A 20800-nucleotide genomic window follows, 5' to 3' on the forward strand; every position below is an offset into this window, starting at 1 on the left:
GTGATCCTGACACTGGGGCGGCCGCAGCGATGCGGTCGCCCTCTTTGTATGCGATGACCCGGCCGGCCGCCCTTGCCGTTAATAAGCCAGGGCACACCCATCGGCGCGCATCTCGCTCGCCGCCGCATAGACGCGCGTTTTGCCGTCCATGCGATGCTCGACGCACTGATAGCGCCCGAAACCGCCATCGGATTCACCCAGCGTCCAGCCGATGTCGGCCAGCTGCCGCTGCGTCGCCGCGGGGACGCCGCTTTCGAGCCGCAGCACGCCATTGACGCCGTCATCGGGCGAATCCTCGCCCATCGTCTCGGACGATCCCTCATGGTGCCAGCGCGGCGAGTCGCCTGCCGCCTGGATCTCCAGCCCGTAATCGACACGGTTGATGATGATCTGCGCCTGCCCCTGCGGCTGCATGTCGCCGCCCATTACGCCGAAACTCATCCACGGCACGTCGCCGCGCGCCGCGAAACCCGGGATGATCGTCTGGAACGGCCGCTTGCCCGGCGCATAGATGTTCGGATGGCCGTCCTGAAGGCTGAACAACTGCCCGCGATCCTGAAACATGAAGCCCAGCCCGTCGGCGACCAGCCCCGACCCCATGCCGCGGAAGTTCGACTGGATCATCGACACCATCATGCCGTCCTTGTCGGCGCAGCTGAAATAGGTGGTATCGCCGCGGCTCGGCGCCTTCCCCGGATAGACCGGCGACAGCAGCCGGTCGGGGCGGATCAGCTTGGCACGCTCGGCGGCATAGTCCTTCGACACCAGCCATTCGACCGGCACCTTGGCGAAATGCGGATCGGCATAATAACGCGCGCGGTCCTCATAGGCGAGGCGCTTGGCCTCGGCCTGCAGATGGATCGACAGCGCCGACTGGAAGCCCGCGCCCTTCAGGTCGAAATTCTCGAGGATGTTGAGCATCTGCAACGTCGCGATGCCCTGCGTGTTCGCGCCGAGCGCATAGACGTCGGTGCCGCGATATCCGGTCTTGTGCGGTTCGATCCATTCGGACTTGTGCGCGGCGAGATCCTCGTAACGCAGCCAGCCGCCGATCCGCTTGAAATAGCTGTCGATCGTGCGCGCGATCTCTCCGGTGTAAAAGGCGTCGCGGCCCCCTTCGGCGATCAGGCGGAAGGTGCGCGCGAGGTCGGGGTTGCGGAATATCTGCCCTGCATTCGGCCCCTTGCCGTCATTGACGCCATAGGTCCTCATCGCATTGTCGATTTCCTCGATCCCGCGGCCGGGCTGGCGGAAATTGGCGAGCGCGCGGCGGATATAATAAGCGATCATGTCGGGCACCGGCGCGCCCGCCTCGGCATGCGCGATGACGGGTTCGAACAGCTCCTTCCACGGCAATTTTCCGTAACGCTGGTGCATCGTCCACCAGCCGTCGACCGCGCCCGGCACCGACACGCTGATCGCGCCATAGGCGGGCAGCGTGCCACCCTTCGCGCGGCTGCGCACCGTCGCGAGGTCGAGTCCGCGCGGGCTCTTCCCCGACCCGGCAAGCCCCGCGAGCTTCTTTGTCTTGGGGTCCCAGATCATCGCATAGACGTCGCCGCCGATGCCGTTCGCGGTCGGTTCGAGGAGGCCGAGGCACGCGTTGATCGCGATCGCCGCATCGACCGCCGACCCGCCGCGCTTCAATATGTCGATCCCCGCCTGCGTCGCGAGCGGATGCGCGGTGCCCGCCGCGCCGTGCAGGCCATAAGCCGCGGTGCGCGAGGCGAAGCTTGCACCGACCGGCCGGTCGCCGCCCTGAACGTCGGGCCGGATGAACCGGTCCGCGCCCGCCTCCCAGACCGGCGGCGCCGACCCGCTCGCCTTGGGCGCCGCCTTGGGCTGGCCGCCCTGCGCAAAGCCGGCGGTCGGCAGCAATGCGGCGGCCGGAACGGCGGCAAGGAGTGTGCGACGATGCATGGGTTCAAATCCTTGTGAAAAAAATCATTCTGCGAGATGCGGGCGCGATAGCAAGACCGGATTTGATTTACGATCGCGCAAAGGTGCGGCGCGGAAAGCGAAAATCGAAAGGGCTATGGGACATTGCTGCCCCATAGCCCTTCGATAGACCGACCGGCCGGCGATCGCCGCGCCGGGCCCTGTCAGATTCCGACGACCGCCTGATCGCGCCGTGCGAGACTACGCGCGCGGCCATAAGCGAAGTAGACGAGGACGCCGAGGATGTTCCATCCGAGGAAGCGGACCAGCGTCATGCTGGGCAGGCTGAACAGCAGATAGAGGCAGCCGAGCACCGCGAGCGTGCCGACCAGATAGGGCGCCGGGCAGCGGAACACGCGCGGCAGGTCGGGCGCCTTTTTGCGCAGCACCATCAGGCAGACGCCGACCGCGATGAAGGCGATCAGCGTGCCCGCATTGGCCAGCTCGGCGATTTCGTCGAGGCGGAAGAAGCCCGCGACGCCGGCGACGAAAACACCCGTCACGCCGGTGACGAACACCGGCGTCCCCGTGCGTTCGGACACGCGGCTCAGCGAGCGCGGCAGCAGGCCGTCGCGGCTCATCACAAAGAAGACGCGGCTCTGGCCGTACATCATCACGAGGATGACCGACGGCAAGGCGATGAGCGCCGCGAGCGCGACGAGGTGCGAGGCGACCGGGTGGCCGAGCGTGCGGAGCACGAGCGCGAGCGGCTCGGGCGAATTGCCGAGCGTCGTATAATGCATCGCGCCGACCGCGCTGACCGCGACGAGCATGTAGATGAGCGTGCAGATCGCCATCGACCCGATGATGCCGATCGTCAGGTCGCGCTTGGGATTCTTGGTCTCTTCGGCCGAGGTCGCGACCGCGTCGAAGCCATAGAAGGCGAAGAAGACGATCGCGGCAGCCGCCATCACCCCCTTGGTCGCGCCGCTCGCATCGACATGGCTGGCAAAGCCATAGGGCATGAAGGGTTGGAGATTGTTCGCGTCGAACGCGGGCGCCGCAAAGGCGACGAAGATCGACAGCGCGACGAGCTTGATGATCACGAGGATGATGTTGAGCGTCGCGCTTTCGCGCGTCCCGGCCATCAGCATGCCGGCGACACCAAGCGCGACGAGGACGGCAGGCAGGTTGACGATGCCGCCGGCGTGCGGGCCGGATAGCAGGGCGGGGGGCAGATGGATGCCCGCCGACTGGATCCAGCCGACCAGATAACCCGACCAGCCGACCGCGACGGTCGAACAGGCAAGCGAATATTCGAGGATCAGGCTCCACCCGACGATCCACGCGAGCGTCTCGCCGAGCACCGAATAGGTATAGGTATAGGCGCTGCCCGACGTGGGGATCATCGTCGCAAGTTCGGCATAGGCGAGCGCGGCGCAGGCGCAGACCGCACCGGCAATGGCAAAGGCGAGGATCACCGCGGGGCCCGCGCGCTCGGCGCCGACTCCGGTCAGCGTGTAGATACCCGTTCCGACGATCGCGCCGACCCCCAGCGCCACAAGATGCGGCCAGCTGAGCGTGGCGCGCAGGCTATGCCCCGCCTCCTGCCGCGCAACCGCGATGGGCTTTATCGGCCCGAAAAAACCTGCTGCCACCTATTGCTCCTCCCTTATCTGGAGCCGACGGCAGCCGGCCCCCCTGTTAATCGTCGACGAGCTGCTGTCGCAGATCGTCCAGCGTCTTGCGGATATGCGCATCGACCAGCACCGCAATCTTGTCCGCATCGCGCGCAAGCCACGCCTCGAGCAGCTGGTGATGTTCCTCGTTCGCGCGCTCGTCGCGCCCCAGCGGTTCGAGGTGGACGCGCACATAGCGTTCGGAGAGCACCTGCAGACGCTCGAGAATGGTGATCGTGACCGGCTGGCCGCACGGGCGGAACAGCGCGCGGTGGAAAGCGCGGTTGAAGGCGCCGACCCCGTCGCCATGCTCATCGGTGACATGGTCGAGCGTATCGAGCGTTTCGATCGCATGGGAATGATCGGCCTCGGTCGCGAGCAGCGCGGCGCGCGCGGTGGCGTCGGGTTCCAGCTTGATACGCAGCTCATAGACTTCCTGCGCCTCCGAAGCGCTGAGCGACCGCACAAAGAAGCCGCGGTTCGCCTGTGATCGGACCAGCCCTTCCTCTTCGAGGCGGGCGAGCGCTTCGCGCAGCGGAATCTTGCTGACGCCGAGTTCGGCGGCCAGCGCGTCCTGGCGGATTGCATGTTCGCTGGAAACGCCGCCCGAAAGGATGCGGTCGCGGACGAGGTCCACCAGCTGGTCGGACAGGTTTCGGATGATGAGGCTCATACAGACCTCATAGCACCGAAAATCCATTCCAGAAGCTGTCTGCTTGATCGACCCAGATCGTGTTGAATCCGGTCGCGATCGCCGATCCCTCGATCGAGGGAATAATGCCGGGCGTATCGCCGAGCATCGCATTGTCCTCGACCCGTCCGATGAAGCGGCTGCAGATATAGCTTTCGTGGACGAAACGGTCGCCAACCTGCAGCCGTCCCTTGGCGACGAGATGCGCCATCCGCGCCGACGTGCCGGTGCCGCACGGGCTGCGGTCGATCGCGCGCTCGCCATAAAAGACCGCGTTGCGGCCGTCGGCGCCTTCACCTTTGGGGCGGTCGGTCCACATGACATGGCTGACGCCCCGAATGCGGTCGTCAACGGGATGCACCGGCTCGTACGCCGCCTGCATCAGCGAGCGAATGGCGCGGCTCAGATCGACGATCCGCGCCGCGCCGAGCGCATCGAGACCGATATAGGGGCCCTGCGGCTCGATGATCGCATAATAATTGCCGCCATAGGCAACATCGACCTTGAGCCGGCCGAAGCCGGGGACGTCGATTTCGATCCCCTCGGCTGCGAGATAGGAGGGCACGTTGCGGATCCGCACCCACGAAACCCGGTCACCCTCGGTGCCATATTCGATGTCGATCGTTCCCGCGGGAACCTCGACGCGCAGCTTGCCGGGCACCCGCGGGGTAATCAGCCCATTCTCGAGCCCGAAGGTGATGAGCCCGATCGTCCCGTGGCCGCACATCGGAAGGCAGCCGCTCGTTTCGATGAACAGGATGCCGATGTCGCTGTCCGGCTGAGTGGGCGGATAAAGAAATCCGCCCGACATCATGTCGTGCCCGCGCGGTTCGAAACAAAGGCTCGTCCGGATCCAGTCGAACCGGTCGAGGAAATCCTGGCGCCGCTCGCCCATCGACCCTCCGCGGACGAGCGGCGCACCACCGGCGACCAGCCGGACCGGATTTCCGGCAGTGTGGCCGTCGATGCAGAAGAAGGTGTGGCGCATGGACTCTCCCTGGCCCGTCAGGCTGCGATCTTGCTCGGCTGCGTCGCCGCGCATTTTTCGACCATCGCGATCACATCCTTGCGGCGCTGGCCAGCGAGCGGCAGGCGCGGCATGCGGACGCGTTCAGAACCGCGCCCCATGATCTCTTCGGCGAGCTTGATCGACTGGACCAGATCGCGGTCGGCGTCGAGATGGAGAAGCGGCATGAACCAGCGATAGATCGCCAGCGCCTCGTCATGTCTGCCCTCGTTGAAGGCCGCGACAAGGCGAACCGATTCGGTCGGGAAGGCGCTCGTCAGCCCCGAGACCCAGCCACTGGCGCCGAGGAACAGGCCCTCGAGCGCGACGTCGTCGAGCCCCGCCATCACCGTATAGCGATCGCCGAAACGGTTGAAGACATCGGTGAAGCGGCGCGGATCGGGCGCGCTTTCCTTGATCGCGACGATGTTGGACACGTCGCGCAGCGCCTCGAGCGTCGCGAAATCGACGTCGACGCGGTACGCGGGCGGATTGTTATAGAGCATGACCGGCAGCGAGGTCGCCTCGGCAACGGCACGGAAATGCGCCTGCAGCTCTTCGGGGGTCGGCACATAGACCATCGCGGGCAAGAGCATGATCGCATCGGCGCCGAGCTTTTCGGCATCCTTCGCATATTGGATCGCGCGCGCGGTGGTGAGTTCGGACACGCCCGCGACGACGGGCACGCGCCCGGCAACCGCCTCGACCGCGCCTTTCAGGATATTCCGCTTTTCGTCGGGCTCGAGCGAATTATTCTCGCCGCACGTGCCGAGAATGATGAGCCCGGTCACCCCGTCATCGACAAGCGCGCTCTGCACACGCTGGGTTGCATCGAAATCGACCGACAGATCTTCGGCGAATTGAGTGGTAGCTGCGGGATATACGCCCTCCCACAGTGTCCTTATCACGCTCATTCATTACCTCCGTTGAAGCTTCAGATCGTATACGGTATATGATACAAGATGCCAAATGATTTTCCATCTCGCTCGTCCGATCCGCAGAATGCCGTCGTAATTGGCGGTGGCGTCGTCGGACTCGCCACCGCTCTCGCGCTACAAAAACGCGATATTTCAGTCACATTGATCGATTCGCCCCCGGCATCCCCTGCCGCATCATGGGGCAATGCGGGCCATATCGCCATCGAACAGGTCGAACCGCTCGCGTCGCGCGCGACGATCCGCTCGATGCCGCGCCGCCTGTTCTGGCGGGGCGGCGCGCTGTCGTTGCCGCTGCGCGATATCGGCGCGTGGCTGCCCTTCTCGCTGCGGCTCGTCGCCGCGACGAGTCCCGTGCGCTTCGCGGCCGGCCGCGCGGCGCTCGGTCAGGCGCTCGGCGATGCGATGGGTTCGTGGCGCCGGTTGCTGGGCCGAATCGGGGCGGGCGACCTCCTCGTCGAGGATGGCCATTATATCCTGTGGGAAAGCGCCGCGAGCGCCGACGCTGGCCGCGCGCACTGGGCGGCAACCGATATCGGCCAAGCGAGGATGCGTGATGCAACGTCCGCCGAGATGACGCGGTTGGCCGCGCTCACATCGGCGTCGGTCGCGGGAGCCGTCCATATTGCGGGATCGGGCCAGATCACCGACCTCGATGCGCTGGGCGCGGCGCTGCGCGCGGGCTTCGATGCGGCCGGCGGTTCGCGAATCGAAACGAGGATCGACCGGCTGGTGATCGAGGACGGCCGCGCCGTCGCCATCGCCGCGGACGGTACATGCCACACCGCGGATGCGATGGTGATCGCGGGCGGCGCCGCGTCGGGCGCGCTGATGGCGTCGATCGGCCAGCGCGTGCCGATCATCGCCGAGCGCGGCTATCATATCCAGTCGGCCGACACCGGCTGGCCGCATGATATGCCGCCGGTGGTGTTCGAGGACCGGTCGATGATCGTCACCCGCTTCCGCTCGGGGCTGCGCGCCGCGAGCTTCGTCGAATTCGGCCGCGGCGCCAGCCCAGCCGATCCGCGCAAATGGGCGCGGCTGCGAAAACATGTCGCGGCGCTCGGCCTGTCCTTTGGGCTGCCCGGCGCCGAATGGATGGGCGCGCGGCCGACGCTGCCCGACTATCTGCCCGCGATCGGGCGGAGCGGCCGCGCGGCGAACCTCTTCTATGCGTTCGGCCACCAGCATCTGGGCCTGACCCTCGCCGCGACGACGGGCGATGCCATCGCCGCGCTCGTCGCTGGCGACGCGCCGCCCTTCGACCTCGCCCCCTTCGACATCAAGCGTTTTGGAGCCTGACATGACCAACGGAATCGGCGGATCGACCGCCGCACAGGAACTCGCCGCCATTGCCCCCTGGGCCGATCGCGCCGCGCCGATCGCCGCGGCGGAGCGCGAGCAACGAATCGAAAAGGCGCGGCGGCTGATGCACGCGAACGGCGCCGACGCGCTGCTGGTCGGGGCGGGCGCGAGCCTGCGCTATTTTGCAGGCATCCCGTGGGGCGCGAGCGAGCGGCTGGTCGCGATGCTGCTGCCGCGCACGGGAAAACCCATCGTCATCGCGCCCGCGTTCGAGCTCGGCACGCTCGAGGCCGACCTCAAGATCGAGGTCGAGTTGCGATTGTGGGAGGAGGATGAGAGTCCGTCCGAACTGGTGGTCGGTGCCTTGCGCGAGATTGACGCGACCAGGCTCGCGATCGATCCGGGCATGGCGTTCCTGTTCGTCGATCGCATCCGCCGCGCCGGTCCGGCGCTCGACATCGTCGACGGCGGGCCGATTGTCGACGGCTGCCGGATGGTTAAATCCGCCACCGAACTCGCGCTGCTCCAGCAGGCGAAGTCGATGACGCTCGAAGTGCATCGCCGCGCCGCGCGCATCCTCGCTCCCGGCATCCGCGCGAGCGAGGTCACACGCTTTCTGGAGGAGGCGCACCGCGCGATCGGCGCGCCGGGCGGCAATGATTTCTGCATCGTCCAGTTCGGCCGCTCGACCGCCTTTCCGCACGGGCTTCCCGGCGACGCGCAATTGCACGAAGGCGACGTCGTGCTGATCGACGTCGGCTGCGTCGTCGAAGGCTATCATTCGGATATCACCCGCACCTATGTCTTCGGCGACGCCGATGCGGAGCAGCGGCACATCTGGGAGCTCGAAAAGGAAGCGCAGGCCGCGGCCTTCGACGCCGCGCGGCCCGGCGCGCCGTGCGAGGCGGTCGATGCCGCCGCACGCGCCGTGCTGGAGAAGGCGGGGCTCGGCCCCGACTATCGCTTGCCCGGGCTGCCGCATCGCACCGGCCACGGCATCGGGCTGTCGATCCACGAGCCCGCCTATCTGGTGCGCGGCGACACGACCCCGCTCGCACCCGGCATGTGTTTTTCGAACGAGCCGATGATCGTTATCCCCGACCGCTTTGGCATCAGGCTCGAGGATCATTTCTACATGACCGAAAGCGGCGCCAAATGGTTCACCGAACCCTCGCCCGCGATCGACCGGCCGTTCGGCTGAGCTAGCCCAGCAGCGCGCGCACGTCGTCGTAGAGCGGACGCGGCACCTGCACGCCATTCGCGAGGCTGCGCGCGCGCGCCTCGAAGCGGCGCTGCGACGGCAGGCGCGCGCCCTGCCCGGTGATCGCGTCGAATACCGCTTCGGCACGTTCGATATGCTTCGCCGCCTCGGCACCGAGGAAGCCCGCGGGATCGATCGCGAGAATGAATTCGCCGCCGATCGGCGATGAGCCGGCGCCATCGTCGAGCGCGATCGATTCGGCGCTGGTGAGATCGCCGATCAGCGGCCCCGCGATCAGTTCGACCATCGTCGCGAGCGCCGACCCCTTGTGCCCGCCGAACGTCAGCATCGCGCCGTCGAGCGCGGCTTTGGCATCGGTCGTCGGTCGCCCTTCGGCGTCGATGCCCCAGCCTTCGGGAATCGGCTTGCCGGCACGGCGATGCAGTTCGATCTCGCCGCGCGCGACCGCGCTCGTCGCGAAATCGAAGATATAGGGATAGGCGCCAGGGCGCGGCCAGCCGAACGCGATCGGGTTGGTGCCGAACAGCGGCTTGATGCCGCCGGCCGGGGCGACCCACGCGTGGCTGGGGGTGCAGGCGAAGGCGACGAGGCCCGCGGCGGCAACCGCTTCGACCTCGGGCCAGAGCGCCGCGAAATGCACGCAATTGTTGATCCCGAGCGCCGCAATTCCATTCCGCCGTGCCTTTTCGACGAGCGTCGGCAGCCCGGCGCCGAACGCGGTCTGGGCAAAGCCGCCGCCCGCATCGACCCGAACCAGCGCGGGCGCGATAGCGGACACGAGGGGGATGGCATCCTTGATCACTTTGCCTGTTTTCAGCGTGTTGACGCAAACGAGCAGGCGATAAATCCCGTGACTCGCGCATTCGTCGCGTTCGCCGGCGACGATTGTTTCGGTCACCGCCTCGACATGCTGCGGCGCGAGGCCGTGGTGCGTCAGGATTTCGCGCGACAGCGTCGCCACGTCATCCAGCGAAAGTCGGACTTTTTCGTCGCTCATCACTCATCTCACACAAATGTTCCAAGGGCCATTATAGCCGCTTGCTAAATTCGTATACTATATAATATGCTGTTGCCAAGGCGAGCGAAGTCTCAGGGGAGCATGATGCAAATATGGCACGTCGATCGCCGCACCCTGCTCGCGGGCGCCGCAGCCGCCGCGCTTGTCCCTGTTTTCGCCCGCGCCGCCCCCGTTTCGACCACGACGTTCGGGCCAGCCAAACCGCTGCCCCTGTCGGCAGTCCGCCTGCTCGAATCGCCCTGGCTTGAGGCGATCGAAGGCAATCGTCGCTATCTCCACGCACTCGAACCCGACCGCCTGCTGCATAATTTTCGCGCCAGCGCGGGACTCGAACCCAAGGGTGCGGTCTATGGCGGGTGGGAAAGCGATACCATTGCGGGGCACAGCCTCGGCCATTATCTGACCGCCTTGTCGCTGATGTATGCCCAGACGGGCGACGAAGAATGCAAGCGCCGCGCCGGGTACATCATCGATGAACTCGCCGCGGCACAGACCGCGCATGGCGACGGCTATGTCGCGGGTTTCACGCGCAAGCGCGGCGATGCCGTCGAGGATGGCAAGGCGATCTTCGCCGAGCTGAAACGCGGCGACATCCGTTCGATGGGGTTCGACCTCAACGGCTGCTGGGTGCCCTTCTATAACTGGCACAAATTGTTCGCCGGATTGTTCGACGCGCAGGAGCTTTGCGGCAATGCGAAGGCGCTACCCGTCGCGGTCGGGCTCGGCACCTATATCGATGGCGTGTTCGCAGCGTTGAACGACGATCAGGTCCAGCAGATACTCGATTGCGAGCATGGCGGAATCAACGAGAGCTTTGCCGAGCTGCACGCGCGAACGAAAGACCCGCGCTGGCTGCGCCTCGCCGAGCGGCTGCGGCACCGCAAGATACTCGACCCGCTCAGCGAGGGCACGGATTCGCTGCCGTGGATCCATGCCAACACCCAGATCCCGAAAATCATCGGCCTCGCGCGGCTGCACGAGCTGACCGGCAAGGCGGGCGACGCGGCGGCGGCGCGCTTCTTCTGGGAAACGGTGATCCGCGACTATAGCTACGTCATCGGCGGCAATGCCGACCGCGAATATTTCCCGGCGCCGCGGACGATCTCGAAACATATCACCGAGCAGACGTGCGAAAGCTGCAACAGCTATAATATGCTCAAGCTCACCCGCCACCTCTATGGCTGGCGGCCCGAGGCGCGGCTGTTCGATTATTATGAGCGCGCGCACACCAACCATATCCTCGCGCATCAGGACCCGGCGACGGGCATGTTCGCCTATATGGTGCCGCTGATGTCGGGGTCGGCGCGCGAATTTTCGAAACCCTTCGACGATTTCTGGTGCTGCGTCGGGTCGGGAATGGAAAGCCACGCCAAGCATGGCGATTCGGTGTGGTGGCAGAGCGGCGACACGCTGCTCGTGAACCTCTACATCGCCTCGACCGCGACATGGGAAAGCCAGGGCGCGAGCTTCCGGATGGAGACCGCCTACCCGTTCGGCGATCGGGTCGATCTCACACTCGAGACGCTGGGCCGCTCACGCGATTTTGCCGTCGCGCTGCGAATCCCTGGCTGGTGCGAGGGCGCGGCGCTGACGGTGAACGGCAAATCCGTGCCCGCGGGAACCTCTGGCGATTATGCGGTGATCCGCCGCCGCTGGGCGAAGGGCGACCGGATCGCGCTGACGCTGCCGATGCGGCTGCGCACCGAAGCCGCGAACGACGATCCGGCGACCGTCGCGCTGCTCCACGGCCCCGTCGTACTCGCCGCCGACCTCGGCCCCGCCGACCAGCCGTTCGAGGGGCCCGCTCCCGCGCTCGTCGCGGCCGATCTGCTCGCGGGCTTCGCGCCGGTCGATGCCGCGGCAGGTCGTTTCCGTACGACCGGCATCGCACGGCCCGCCGACCTCAGCTTCGCACCCTTTTACCAGCAGCGCGATCGCCGCACCGCGGTCTATTTCAAAAGCTTCGACGACGCCGGCTGGGCGCGCGAGCAGGTCGCCTTTGCCGCCGAGCATGCGCGCCAGCAGGATCTCGCGCGCCGGTCGGTCGATGTGATGAATTTGGGCGAGATGCAGCCCGAGCGCGACCATGGGCTGACCGCCAAGAACAGCTATGCCGTCACCTATCGCGGCCGCCACGGGCGCGATGCCCGGACCTTCGGCTTTTTCGAATATAGAGCGAAGGTGCGCCCCGGACCGCTGGTGCTGCAGGCGACCTATTGGGGCGAAGAGCGGAACAAGCTGTTCGACATCCTCATCGACGGAACGAAGATCGCGACGCAGGCACTGGATGGCGGGCACCCCGGCGAATTTTTCACGATCGATTATCCGATCCCGGCCGACCTGACCCGCGGCAAGGGCGAAGTTACCGTCCGCTTCCAGCCCGCCAACGACACCACACGCTGCGGCCCCGTTTTCGGCGTCCGCATCTTCACGCCCGCTTCAGCCCCCGAAACAGCCAAAGGGACGGTTTGACGCACGGCTAATCCGACAATGAAACAGGGGGTCGCAAAAATGGATAGACGCTATCGATTGCTGGTCACGCTCGGGCTTGTGATATTCGCGCAGCCCACGCTCGCGCAGGAACAGGGCGCGAAGCCCGCGGTCCACGCCAAGTCGGCGATGGCGTCCTCGTCGAACCCCACCGTGACCAACGCGATGGTCGAGGTGATGAAGAAAGGCGGCACCGCGCTCGACGCCGTGCTGACCGCGGTGCCGATGCAAGCGGTGATCGAACCGCAGATGACGACCCTCGCGGGCGGCGTCTCGATCCTCTATTATGACGCCAAGACCCGCGAATATCATTATCTCGACGCCGAGCTCGATCATACCAAGGACGCACAGGTCGGCGGCGGCTGGGCGCAATATACCGGCGGCGGCGGCGGCGGCGAGCGGCTGCCCGACACGTCGGGCAAGCGCATCGGTATTCCCGGCACGGTCGCGGGGATGAAGGCGGCGGCGGACCGCTTCGGCACGCTCAAATGGGGCGATTATTTCGCCCCCGCGATCAAGCTCGCCGACGATGGCTACCCGATGTATTCCTTCCTCTACGGCGAACTCGCCGAGGCCGCGCTGACGCGGCTATCGGCCTATCCGTCGGGGCGCGAGGAATATCTGCCCGACGGCTATGTCCCGCCCGTCGGCACGATCGTGAAGCATCCGCGGCTGGCGCAGGCAATGCGCCGCATTTCGGCCGAAGGACCATCATATATCTACACCGGCGAATGGGCGCAGCGCTTCGTCGCCGCGGTGCGCGCGACGGGCGGGGGGCTGACCGCCGAGGAACTGGCGGGGTACAAGGCGCGCTGGGAAACCCCGCTGCGCTCGACCTATAATGGTTACGAGGTCATCGGCGCGCCGCCGCCGTCGACCGCGGGCACGCTGATCTCGATGGTGCTCAACGTCGTCGAGAATTACGACCTCAAAGCGCGGCCGCATTATGCGCAGTCGGCCGAGGCGCTCGAACTGATCCGCCGCGCCTTCGGCTTCGCCGAGACCGCGACCGATGAGTTCGTGCGCGATCCGCTGAGCTATGATGTCCCGACCGAGATGTTGCTGTCGAAAGACAATGCGAAGCGCTTTGCGGCGCAGGTGACCGCGAGCCTGCCCAAGCCGGCCACGACATCGCCGCAAGCCGCGGCAACGCCGGGAAGCGCGCTCGAACTCGCCGCTTCCTTCGACACCCACGACCGGCATTCGACCGACACCAACCATCTCGTTGCGGTCGATGCGCAGGGGAATATGGCCTCGGTCACCCACTCGGTTTACGGCAGCACCTTCGCGACCGGCATGGTCGTCGACGGGATCGCGATGAACAGCGGCAATAATTTCCCCGGCAACACCGCGGGTCCCGGCCGCCGCGTGATCTCGCCCTTTCCGCCGACGATGGTCGCGAAGGACGGCAAGCCATGGATGACGATCGGCTCGCCCGGCCTGTCGTCACGCGCGGTGACGATCACGCTGATCAACCTGCTCGGTTATGGCATGCCGCTCGAACAGGCGGTCGACGCGCCGCGTTTCCAGGGATCGCAGGCGGGCGTGCCGATGGTGGTCGAAAGCCGCGTGACGCAGGCCGTGCGCGACGAACTTAAGACGCGCTACGGCGTCAATGTCCGCCCGACCGCCCCCTATAATTGGCACTTCGGATCGATCCAGGCGATCCAGCGCAATCCCGACGGCAGCCTGACCGGCGTCGCCGATCCTCGCCGCGCCGGCCTCGCGGCCGGTTACTGATCAACAGGAGAAATTTCGATGCGATATCTCGCTCCCGCACTGCTGGCGGTCTCGGCCATCGCCCTCGGCGCTCCCGCTTTCGCGCAAGCTCCGCAATCGGCCTCACAGTCGGCAGACGCGCGGCTGAAGGCGCTTTACGATGCCGAGTGGAAATGGCGCACGCAGGAGCTCGCGCTCGACCCGGACGGCGACCGCGACGGCAGCGACCGCTTTCCGAGCGTCGATGCCGCAAGCCAGGCGCGCCGCGCCGCCTATTGGAACAATACGCTGGCCGAGCTCAACAAGATCCCGTTCGACCAGCTGTCGCTCGAAGAGCGGATAAACGCCGAGGTGTTCAAGACCGCACTCGAAGAGTTCGGGGTCGAGCAGAAATACCGCGAATATGAGGATCCGTTCTTTTTCTGGACGTGGATCGCGCCGCGCGGCGGGCTGCCGAACGCCGACGCCTATCGCAATTATATCAAGCGGCTCGGCGATATGCCGCGTTATGTCGATCAGCAGATCGTCAACATGCGCGCAGGGCTCAAGCGCGGCTTCACCAAGCCGCAGGTCTCGCTAGCCGGCCGTGACGCGCCGATCGAACCGCTGGCGTCGGCCGATGTCGACAAGAACCCGCTGTTCACCAGCTTCGCTGCAATGCCCGGCAGCATCCCCGAAACCGAACGCACGGCTTTGGTAGCCGAGGGCCGCGCTGCGGTCGCTGCTGCGGCACCGGCGTTCGCAAAGCTGCGCGCCTTCGTCCGCGACGAATATATCCCCAAGGCGCGCACCGCGATCGCGGGCGAAGCGCTGCCCGACGGCAAGGCCTATTATGCCGCGAAGATTCGCCAATATACGACGCTCGACCTGACACCCGAGCAGATCCATGAAATCGGGATCAAGGAGGTCGCGCGGATCGACGCCGACATGCAGGCGACGATGAAGAAGTCGGGATGGACGGGCGATTTCGCCGGCTTCCTCCACTTTCTCAAGACCGATCCGCAGTTTACCGCGAAATCGCCGTACGAGCTGATGGCGAAATCGGCCTATGTCGCGAACCGGATCAACGGCCAGCTCAAATTCCTCGTCGGCCACCTGCCGCGCTATCGCTTCACGATCCGCCAGACGCCCGACAATATCGCGCCCTTCGCGACCGGGGGAAACGGGGGGCTCGAGAGCTGCCTGATGAACACCTATAACCTCCCCGCGCGGCCGCTCTATACGATCCCGCCTTTGACCGCGCACGAATGCGCACCGGGGCATAGCTTTCAGGCGGCGCTCGCGCTCGAGGCGCCCGACCGGCCGCAGATCCGTCGGACGACCTATTTCTCGGGCTATGGCGAAGGCTGGGGGCTCTACACCGAATGGCTCGGCATCCAGATGGGGCTCTACGAAACGCCCTATGACGAGTTCGGGCGCGAGACGTACGAGATGTGGCGCGCGGCGCGGCTCGTCGTCGACACCGGGCTGCATCACAAGGGCTGGACGCGCCAGCAGGCGCTCGATTTCATGAAGGCGCACACAGCGCTGTCGGATCACGAGATCACGATCGAGGTCGATCGTTACATCAACGATCCGGGCCAAGCGCTCGCGTACAAGCTCGGCGAGATGCTGATCCGCCGCAAGCGTGCCGAGGCCGAAGCGAAACTCGGTGCCAGTTTCGACCAGCGCTGGTTCCACGACACGCTGCTCGGGCTCGGGTCGGTGCCGCTGCCGACGCTCGAGCGCGTGCTCGACGAATGGATCGCGGGCGGGGGCAAGAACCCCAATCCCGAACCCGCCGCCTGATTCTTCCGACAAGGAGACGCAAATTGCTCACCCGCACGATCCTGCTTTCGACCCTCGCCCTCCTGCCGCTCGCGCCTGCGGCGGCAGAGGCACAAGCCGCGGCTGCCCCTTCGGCCGCGGCGGCCACGCCGGGAAGCGCCGACGCCCGGCTTCGCGAGCTGTACGAGGCCGAGTGGGCCTGGCGGCAGAAGGAATTCGCCCGGCGCATCGGCGACCCGCCCTTCACCGCGTCGGCCGACCATCTGCCGCGCGTCGATGCGGCGACGCAGGCGGCGCGGCAGGCCTATTGGCAAAAGATGCTCGCCGCGCTCGACACGATTCCGGTCGATCAATTGTCCGAGAATGAGAAGATCAATGCCGCGGTGCTGCGCACCAGCCTCGAGGCCTTCGTCGCCGAGGGCAAGTACCGGATGTGGGAAATGCCGTTCAACGCCGATAGCCAGTTCTGGTCGGGGCTGAGTGCGCGCGACGCCTGGCCGTCGCTTGAGGAATATCAACGCTACATCGGCCGCATGCGCGACATCCCGCGCTATTTCGACGAGCAGATCGTCAATATGCGCGCGGGGCTGAAGCGCGGCTTCAGCGTGCCGCGCGCCTCGCTCGAAGGACGCGACGCAACGATCGCCGCCTATGTCGACACCGACCCGGCGAAAAACCCCTTCTACAGCGCCTTCGCCAAGATGCCTTCGACGATCCCGGCAGCGGATCAGGAGCGGTTGCGTACCGAAGCGCAGGAGGTGATTTCGGGGACGGTGGCGCCCGCGTACGCCAAGCTGCTGACCTTCTTCAAGCAAGAGTATCTGCCCAAGGCGCGCACGACGCTGGCGGCCGAGGCGATGCCCGACGGCAAGGCCTTTTATCAGGCGCAGATCCGCGAATATACGACCACCGCGCTGACCGCCGAACAGATCCACGAAATCGGCCTCAAGGAAGTCGCGCGGATCACTGCCGAGATGGAGCAGGTGAAGGAGAAGGCGGGGTTCAAAGGCGACCTTGCGGCGTTCATCCAGTTCCTGCGCACCGACCCGCAATTTTATGCGAAGACCCCCGAGGAGCTTCTCGCCTTCTCGGCGCTTGTCGCCAAGCGCGCCGACGGCCAGCTGAAATATACGATCGGCTTCCTGCCGCGCTACCGCTTCACCATCCTGCCGGTGCCCGACGCGATCGCGCCGACCTATACGTCGGGGCGCGGCGGGCTCGATGCGTGCCTGATGAACACCTATGATCTGCCGTCGCGGCCGCTGTACCAGATCCCCGCGCTGACGCTCCACGAATGCGTTCCCGGGCACAGCTTCCAGGCCGCGGTCGCGCTCGAGACGGTGAAATGGCCCGCCTTCCGCCGCCAGACCTATTTCTCGGGCTATGGCGAGGGCTGGGGACTCTACACCGAATGGCTCGGCACCAAGATGGGCATTTATCGCACGCCCTACGAGGATTTCGGGCGGCTTTCGTTCGAAATGTGGCGCGCCTCGCGGCTCGTCGTCGACACCGGCGTCCATCATTATGGCTGGAGCCGCGAGAAGGCGATCGACTATCTCGCGAGCCACACCGCACTCGCGCAGCACGACGTCGAGACCGAGATCGACCGCTATATCAGCTGGCCCGGACAGGCGCTCGCTTACAAGCTGGGCGAGATCACGATCCGCCGGCTGCGCGCCGACGCCGAGGCAAAGCTCGGGCCGAAGTTCGACCAGCGCAAGTTCCACGACACCTTCCTCGCCCTGGGGTCGGTGCCGCTTCCGGTGCTCGAACAGCAGCTTGAAAAATTCATCGCCGATGGCGGCGAAGGTCCGACCGCCGCCGCCCCCTGATTTCCTTCCCCCCCGACAGAATATTCCCAGGAGAGATCCATGCGTATCAACCGCTATCCGATCCTTGTCGCGCTGGCCGCGGCACTCGCGCTGCCCGCCGCCGCGCAGGAAAAGAAAGCCGAAACCGGCAAGAGCGAAAGCGCCAAGGCCGACGCGAACGAACCCGAAGAGGATATCGCGCGTGCCAGTGCCGAGGAGGACGCGCAGCCGAAACGCGGCAGCGTGACCGTCAAGGGCCGGACGATCGCCTATACCGCGACCCCCGGCACACTCACCATCCGCGACGACGATGGCGAGGCGGTCGCGAGCATGTTCTACGTCGCCTATGTCGCCGACCGGCCGAAGGGTTCGGCGCCGCGCCCGGTGACCTTCACCTTCAACGGCGGGCCGGGCTCGTCGAGCATGTGGCTGCACATGGGATCGATCGGCCCCGTGCTCGTCGAAACGCCGAACGCGGGCAGCACCGCTCCCGCACCCTATCGCATCCGGAGCAATCCCGAGACGATGCTCGACAAGACCGACATCGTCTTCCTCGACGCGATCGGCACCGGCCTGTCGCGCCCGATCGGCAAATCGAAGGGCCCCGAATTCTGGGGGGTCGATCAGGATATCGACGCCTTCTCGCGCGCTATCATGCGCTACCTCACGCTCAACGACCGCTGGGACAGCCCGAAATTCCTGTTCGGCGAAAGCTATGGCACGCTGCGCGGCGCGGGGCTGGTCTATGCGCTGCAGCAACGCGGGGTGCAGATGAACGGCGTCGTGCTGCTGTCGTCGATCCTGAACTATGGCGTGCGCCAGCCGGGCTACGACCAGATCTACCTCACCTATCTGCCAAGTTATGCGGCGACCGCCTGGTATCACAACCGGCTGGCTAACAAGCCCGCGGCGCTCGAACCCTTCCTGACCGAAGTGCGGCAGTGGACGACGGGACCCTATGCGGCGGCACTCGCCAAGGGATCGGACCTCGGTGACGAGGAACGCAATGCCGTTGCGCAGCAGATGAGCGCCTATACGGGGCTGCCGGTCAAATATATCCTCGACGCCGACCTGCGCGTTGAACTGTCGCGGTTCCGCAAGGAGTTGATGCGTGACCAGAAGCGCACCGTCGGCCGGCTCGACTCGCGTTTCATCGGGATCGACGTCGATGCGGCGGGCGAAGGCCCCGAGTTCGACACCACCGACGCCGCGATCAGCGGGCCCTATGTCGGCGCGCTCAACAAATATCTGTTCGGCACGCTCGGCTATAAGACCAAGCTCGCCTATCGCCCCAATTATTACGTCAAGATCGGCGGCGGCAATTGGGACCAGCGCCACCGCGCGCCCGGCGGACGGCAGGGCGGCGCGCAGATGGCGCTTGCCAACACCGCGCTCGACCTGTCGGCCGCGATGCGCCAGAATCCCTATCTGAAAGTGCTGTCACTCAACGGCTATTACGACATGGCGACGCCCTTTTTCGGCGCCGAATATGATCTGAAGCATATGCAGATCGACCCGTCGTTGCGCGCGAACCTGACCTATCATTATTATGAATCGGGCCACATGGTTTACATCAACCCGGCAGTCATCGGGCAGTTCAAGCGCGACCTCGACGCCTTCTATGACAGCGCGGCCGTAGGCAACTGAACAGGGGGAGGCAGCGCTCGCGCCCACCGCCGGACGCGAGCGCTGCCTTATCAATCGCCCAAAACAAGCGCGCCGTCGATACGGCGCGCGATGCTCAACGGATTGGCCGGCTTCAGCGCGGCCGGGAGCAGGCTTTCGGGCAGATTCTGATAGCTGACCGGGCGCAGGAAGCGCTCGATCGCGAGCGTGCCGACCGAGGTGCTCCGCCCGTCCGAGGTCGACGGATAAGGTCCGCCATGGACCATCGCATGGCCCACCTCGACGCCCGTCGGCCAGCCATTGGCGAGAATGCGCCCGACCTTGCGCTCGATCAGCGGCAGCAGCCGTGCCGCCAGCGGCTCGTCGTCGGCATCGATCTGGAGCGTCGCGGTGAGCTGACCCTCGAGCCCGGCAATCAACGCCGCAACCTCGTCGATATCGCGGCAACGGACGATCACCGACGATGAGCCGAAGACTTCGTGGCCGAGCGCGGCGTCGGCGCGGAAACCCTCGGCGTCGGTGATGAACAGCGCACCGCGTGCCGCGCAAGCGCCCGGCCCTTCGGCCCCGCGCGCGACAAGCCGCGTCGCCGAATGACGTTCGAGGGCATCGACACCGCTCTCGAAGCTTTTGTGGATGCCCGGCGTGAGCATCGTCGCAGGGGCAATGGCCGACAGCGCAGCGCCCGCTGCCGCGGCGAAGCGGTCGAGATCGGGGCCGTCGAGCGCGATCAGCAGGCCGGGGTTGGTGCAGAATTGGCCGGCGCCCATCGTCAGCGACTGGGCGAACGCCTCGCCGAGCGCCTCCGCCCGGTTCCCGAGCGCGGCGGGGAAAAGGATGACCGGATTGATGCTGCTCATTTCGGCATAAACCGGGATCGGCTCGGTGCGTGTCGCGGCGATCTGCATCAGCGCGAGCCCGCCGCCGCGCGAACCGGTGAAACCCACGGCCTTGATCCGCGGATCGGCGACGAGCGCGCTGCCGAGCGCGTTCGACGGGCCGGGCAGATAGGAGAAGACGCCTTCGTGAAGCCCACAGCTTGCGACCGCCGCGCGGATCGCGCGTGCGACAAGCTCGCCCGTGCCGGGATGCGCGGGGTGACCCTTGACCACGACCGGGCAGCCCGCGGCGAGCGCCGACGCGGTGTCGCCGCCGGCGACCGAGAAGGCGAGCGGGAAGTTGCTCGCACCGAACACCGCGACGGGGCCGAGCGCAATGTGCCGGCGGCGGAGGTCGGGCCGCGGCAACGGCGCGCGATCGGGCAAGGCGGGATCGATCGTCGCGTGCAGCCAGTCGCCCGCGCGGACAAAGGCGGCGAACATGCGCAGCTGCCCCATCGTGCGGCCGCGCTCGCCCTCGAGCCTTGCGCGCGGCAGGCCGCTCTCGGCCATTGCGCGTTCGATCAGATCGTCGCCGATCGCGGCAATGCCGTCGGCAATGGCTTCGAGAAACGCCGCCCGCGCTTCGAGCGTGGTTTCGGAAAAGCTGGCAAAGGCGGCATCGGCGAGCGCACAGGCACGGTCGACATGGCTCGCGTCCGCGGCGCCAAACGGCGGTTCGATCGCCTGTCCGGTCGAAGGATCGACCGCGAGGAAGGTCTCGGTTGCACTGTCTTCGGCCGCGCCGACGAAAATCGAACCAGCTATCATTTTG

The 20800-nt window shown here is 66.1% G+C and carries 14 protein-coding genes; 7 read left to right on the forward strand and 7 right to left on the reverse strand.

The window, feature by feature from the left end:
- Positions 1-78: 78 nt before the first annotated feature.
- The 5 genes from ATE70_RS08430 to ATE70_RS08450 form a co-directional block, all read right to left on the reverse strand.
- Positions 79-1920, reverse strand: coding sequence for a gamma-glutamyltransferase family protein (locus ATE70_RS08430; protein ID WP_058537502.1), 1842 nt, complete (start codon positions 1918-1920; stop codon positions 79-81).
- A gap of 182 nt (positions 1921-2102) precedes the next feature.
- Complete coding sequence (locus ATE70_RS08435; RefSeq protein WP_058537503.1) at positions 2103-3536, reverse strand: amino acid permease; 1434 nt, start codon at positions 3534-3536, stop codon at positions 2103-2105.
- 46 nt (positions 3537-3582) lie between these two features.
- Positions 3583-4230, reverse strand: a complete 648-nt coding sequence (locus ATE70_RS08440) for a GntR family transcriptional regulator (protein WP_058537504.1) — start codon at positions 4228-4230, stop codon at positions 3583-3585.
- 7 nt (positions 4231-4237) lie between these two features.
- On the reverse strand, positions 4238-5236 hold the full coding sequence (locus ATE70_RS08445; protein WP_058537815.1) for a 4-hydroxyproline epimerase: 999 nt from the start codon (positions 5234-5236) through the stop codon (positions 4238-4240).
- Between the two features lie 17 nt (positions 5237-5253).
- Positions 5254-6168, reverse strand: coding sequence for a dihydrodipicolinate synthase family protein (locus tag ATE70_RS08450; RefSeq protein WP_058537505.1), 915 nt, complete (start codon positions 6166-6168; stop codon positions 5254-5256).
- Positions 6169-6216: 48 nt separating this feature from the next.
- On the opposite strand from ATE70_RS08450, the gene ATE70_RS08455 reads away from it, so the two are divergent.
- Positions 6217-7491: an NAD(P)/FAD-dependent oxidoreductase gene (locus ATE70_RS08455; RefSeq protein ID WP_058537506.1), complete on the forward strand. Its 1275-nt coding sequence runs from the start codon at positions 6217-6219 to the stop codon at positions 7489-7491.
- 1 nt (position 7492) lies between these two features.
- Positions 7493-8695, forward strand: a complete 1203-nt coding sequence (locus tag ATE70_RS08460) for a M24 family metallopeptidase (protein ID WP_058537507.1) — start codon at positions 7493-7495, stop codon at positions 8693-8695.
- A 1-nt stretch (position 8696) separates the two neighbouring features.
- On the opposite strand, the gene ATE70_RS08465 is transcribed toward ATE70_RS08460, so the two are convergent.
- Positions 8697-9713, reverse strand: a complete 1017-nt coding sequence (locus tag ATE70_RS08465; RefSeq protein WP_058537508.1) for an Ldh family oxidoreductase — start codon at positions 9711-9713, stop codon at positions 8697-8699.
- Positions 9714-9815: 102 nt separating this feature from the next.
- On the opposite strand from ATE70_RS08465, the gene ATE70_RS08470 reads away from it, so the two are divergent.
- The 5 genes from ATE70_RS08470 to ATE70_RS08490 are packed head-to-tail and all read left to right on the forward strand — an operon-like array spanning position 9816 to position 19168.
- On the forward strand, positions 9816-12206 hold the full coding sequence (locus ATE70_RS08470; protein ID WP_231732574.1) for a glycoside hydrolase family 127 protein: 2391 nt from the start codon (positions 9816-9818) through the stop codon (positions 12204-12206).
- Positions 12207-12245: 39 nt separating this feature from the next.
- Positions 12246-13964 (forward strand): gamma-glutamyltransferase family protein, encoded by a 1719-nt coding sequence (locus tag ATE70_RS08475; protein ID WP_197411416.1) that lies wholly within the window; start codon positions 12246-12248, stop codon positions 13962-13964.
- An 18-nt stretch (positions 13965-13982) separates the two neighbouring features.
- Positions 13983-15731 (forward strand): DUF885 domain-containing protein, encoded by a 1749-nt coding sequence (locus ATE70_RS08480; RefSeq protein ID WP_197411417.1) that lies wholly within the window; start codon positions 13983-13985, stop codon positions 15729-15731.
- Positions 15683-17542, forward strand: a complete 1860-nt coding sequence (locus ATE70_RS08485; protein WP_082639504.1) for a DUF885 family protein — start codon at positions 15683-15685, stop codon at positions 17540-17542. The genes ATE70_RS08480 and ATE70_RS08485 overlap by 49 nt, the downstream gene beginning before the upstream one ends.
- A 39-nt stretch (positions 17543-17581) precedes the next feature.
- Positions 17582-19168, forward strand: a complete 1587-nt coding sequence (locus ATE70_RS08490; protein WP_058537512.1) for a S10 family peptidase — start codon at positions 17582-17584, stop codon at positions 19166-19168.
- 50 nt (positions 19169-19218) lie between these two features.
- Here the strand turns inward: ATE70_RS08490 and ATE70_RS08495 are convergent, their stop codons facing one another.
- On the reverse strand, positions 19219-20796 hold the full coding sequence (locus ATE70_RS08495; protein WP_058537817.1) for an aldehyde dehydrogenase (NADP(+)): 1578 nt from the start codon (positions 20794-20796) through the stop codon (positions 19219-19221).
- Between the last annotated feature and the right edge of the window lie 4 nt (positions 20797-20800).

The sequence above is a fragment of the Sphingopyxis sp. H053 genome (assembly GCF_001468225.1).
Classification (GTDB): Bacteria; Pseudomonadota; Alphaproteobacteria; order Sphingomonadales; family Sphingomonadaceae; genus Sphingopyxis.

What these genes read in the sequence shown, in the direction of transcription:
- ATE70_RS08430 (WP_058537502.1), bottom strand. Translation starts at nt 1,920, where the DNA reads ATGCATCGTCGCACACTCCTTGCCGCCGTTCCGGCCGCCGCATTGCTG.
- ATE70_RS08440 (WP_058537504.1), bottom strand. Translation starts at nt 4,230, where the DNA reads ATGAGCCTCATCATCCGAAACCTGTCCGACCAGCTGGTGGACCTCGTC.
- ATE70_RS08445 (WP_058537815.1), bottom strand. Translation starts at nt 5,236, where the DNA reads ATGCGCCACACCTTCTTCTGCATCGACGGCCACACTGCCGGAAATCCG.
- ATE70_RS08450 (WP_058537505.1), bottom strand. Translation starts at nt 6,168, where the DNA reads ATGAGCGTGATAAGGACACTGTGGGAGGGCGTATATCCCGCAGCTACC.
- ATE70_RS08455 (WP_058537506.1), top strand. Translation starts at nt 6,217, where the DNA reads ATGCCAAATGATTTTCCATCTCGCTCGTCCGATCCGCAGAATGCCGTC.
- ATE70_RS08460 (WP_058537507.1), top strand. Translation starts at nt 7,493, where the DNA reads ATGACCAACGGAATCGGCGGATCGACCGCCGCACAGGAACTCGCCGCC.
- ATE70_RS08465 (WP_058537508.1), bottom strand. Translation starts at nt 9,713, where the DNA reads ATGAGCGACGAAAAAGTCCGACTTTCGCTGGATGACGTGGCGACGCTG.
- ATE70_RS08470 (WP_231732574.1), top strand. Translation starts at nt 9,816, where the DNA reads ATGATGCAAATATGGCACGTCGATCGCCGCACCCTGCTCGCGGGCGCC.
- ATE70_RS08475 (WP_197411416.1), top strand. Translation starts at nt 12,246, where the DNA reads ATGGATAGACGCTATCGATTGCTGGTCACGCTCGGGCTTGTGATATTC.
- ATE70_RS08480 (WP_197411417.1), top strand. Translation starts at nt 13,983, where the DNA reads ATGCGATATCTCGCTCCCGCACTGCTGGCGGTCTCGGCCATCGCCCTC.
- ATE70_RS08485 (WP_082639504.1), top strand. Translation starts at nt 15,683, where the DNA reads ATGGATCGCGGGCGGGGGCAAGAACCCCAATCCCGAACCCGCCGCCTG.
- ATE70_RS08490 (WP_058537512.1), top strand. Translation starts at nt 17,582, where the DNA reads ATGCGTATCAACCGCTATCCGATCCTTGTCGCGCTGGCCGCGGCACTC.
- ATE70_RS08495 (WP_058537817.1), bottom strand. Translation starts at nt 20,796, where the DNA reads ATGATAGCTGGTTCGATTTTCGTCGGCGCGGCCGAAGACAGTGCAACC.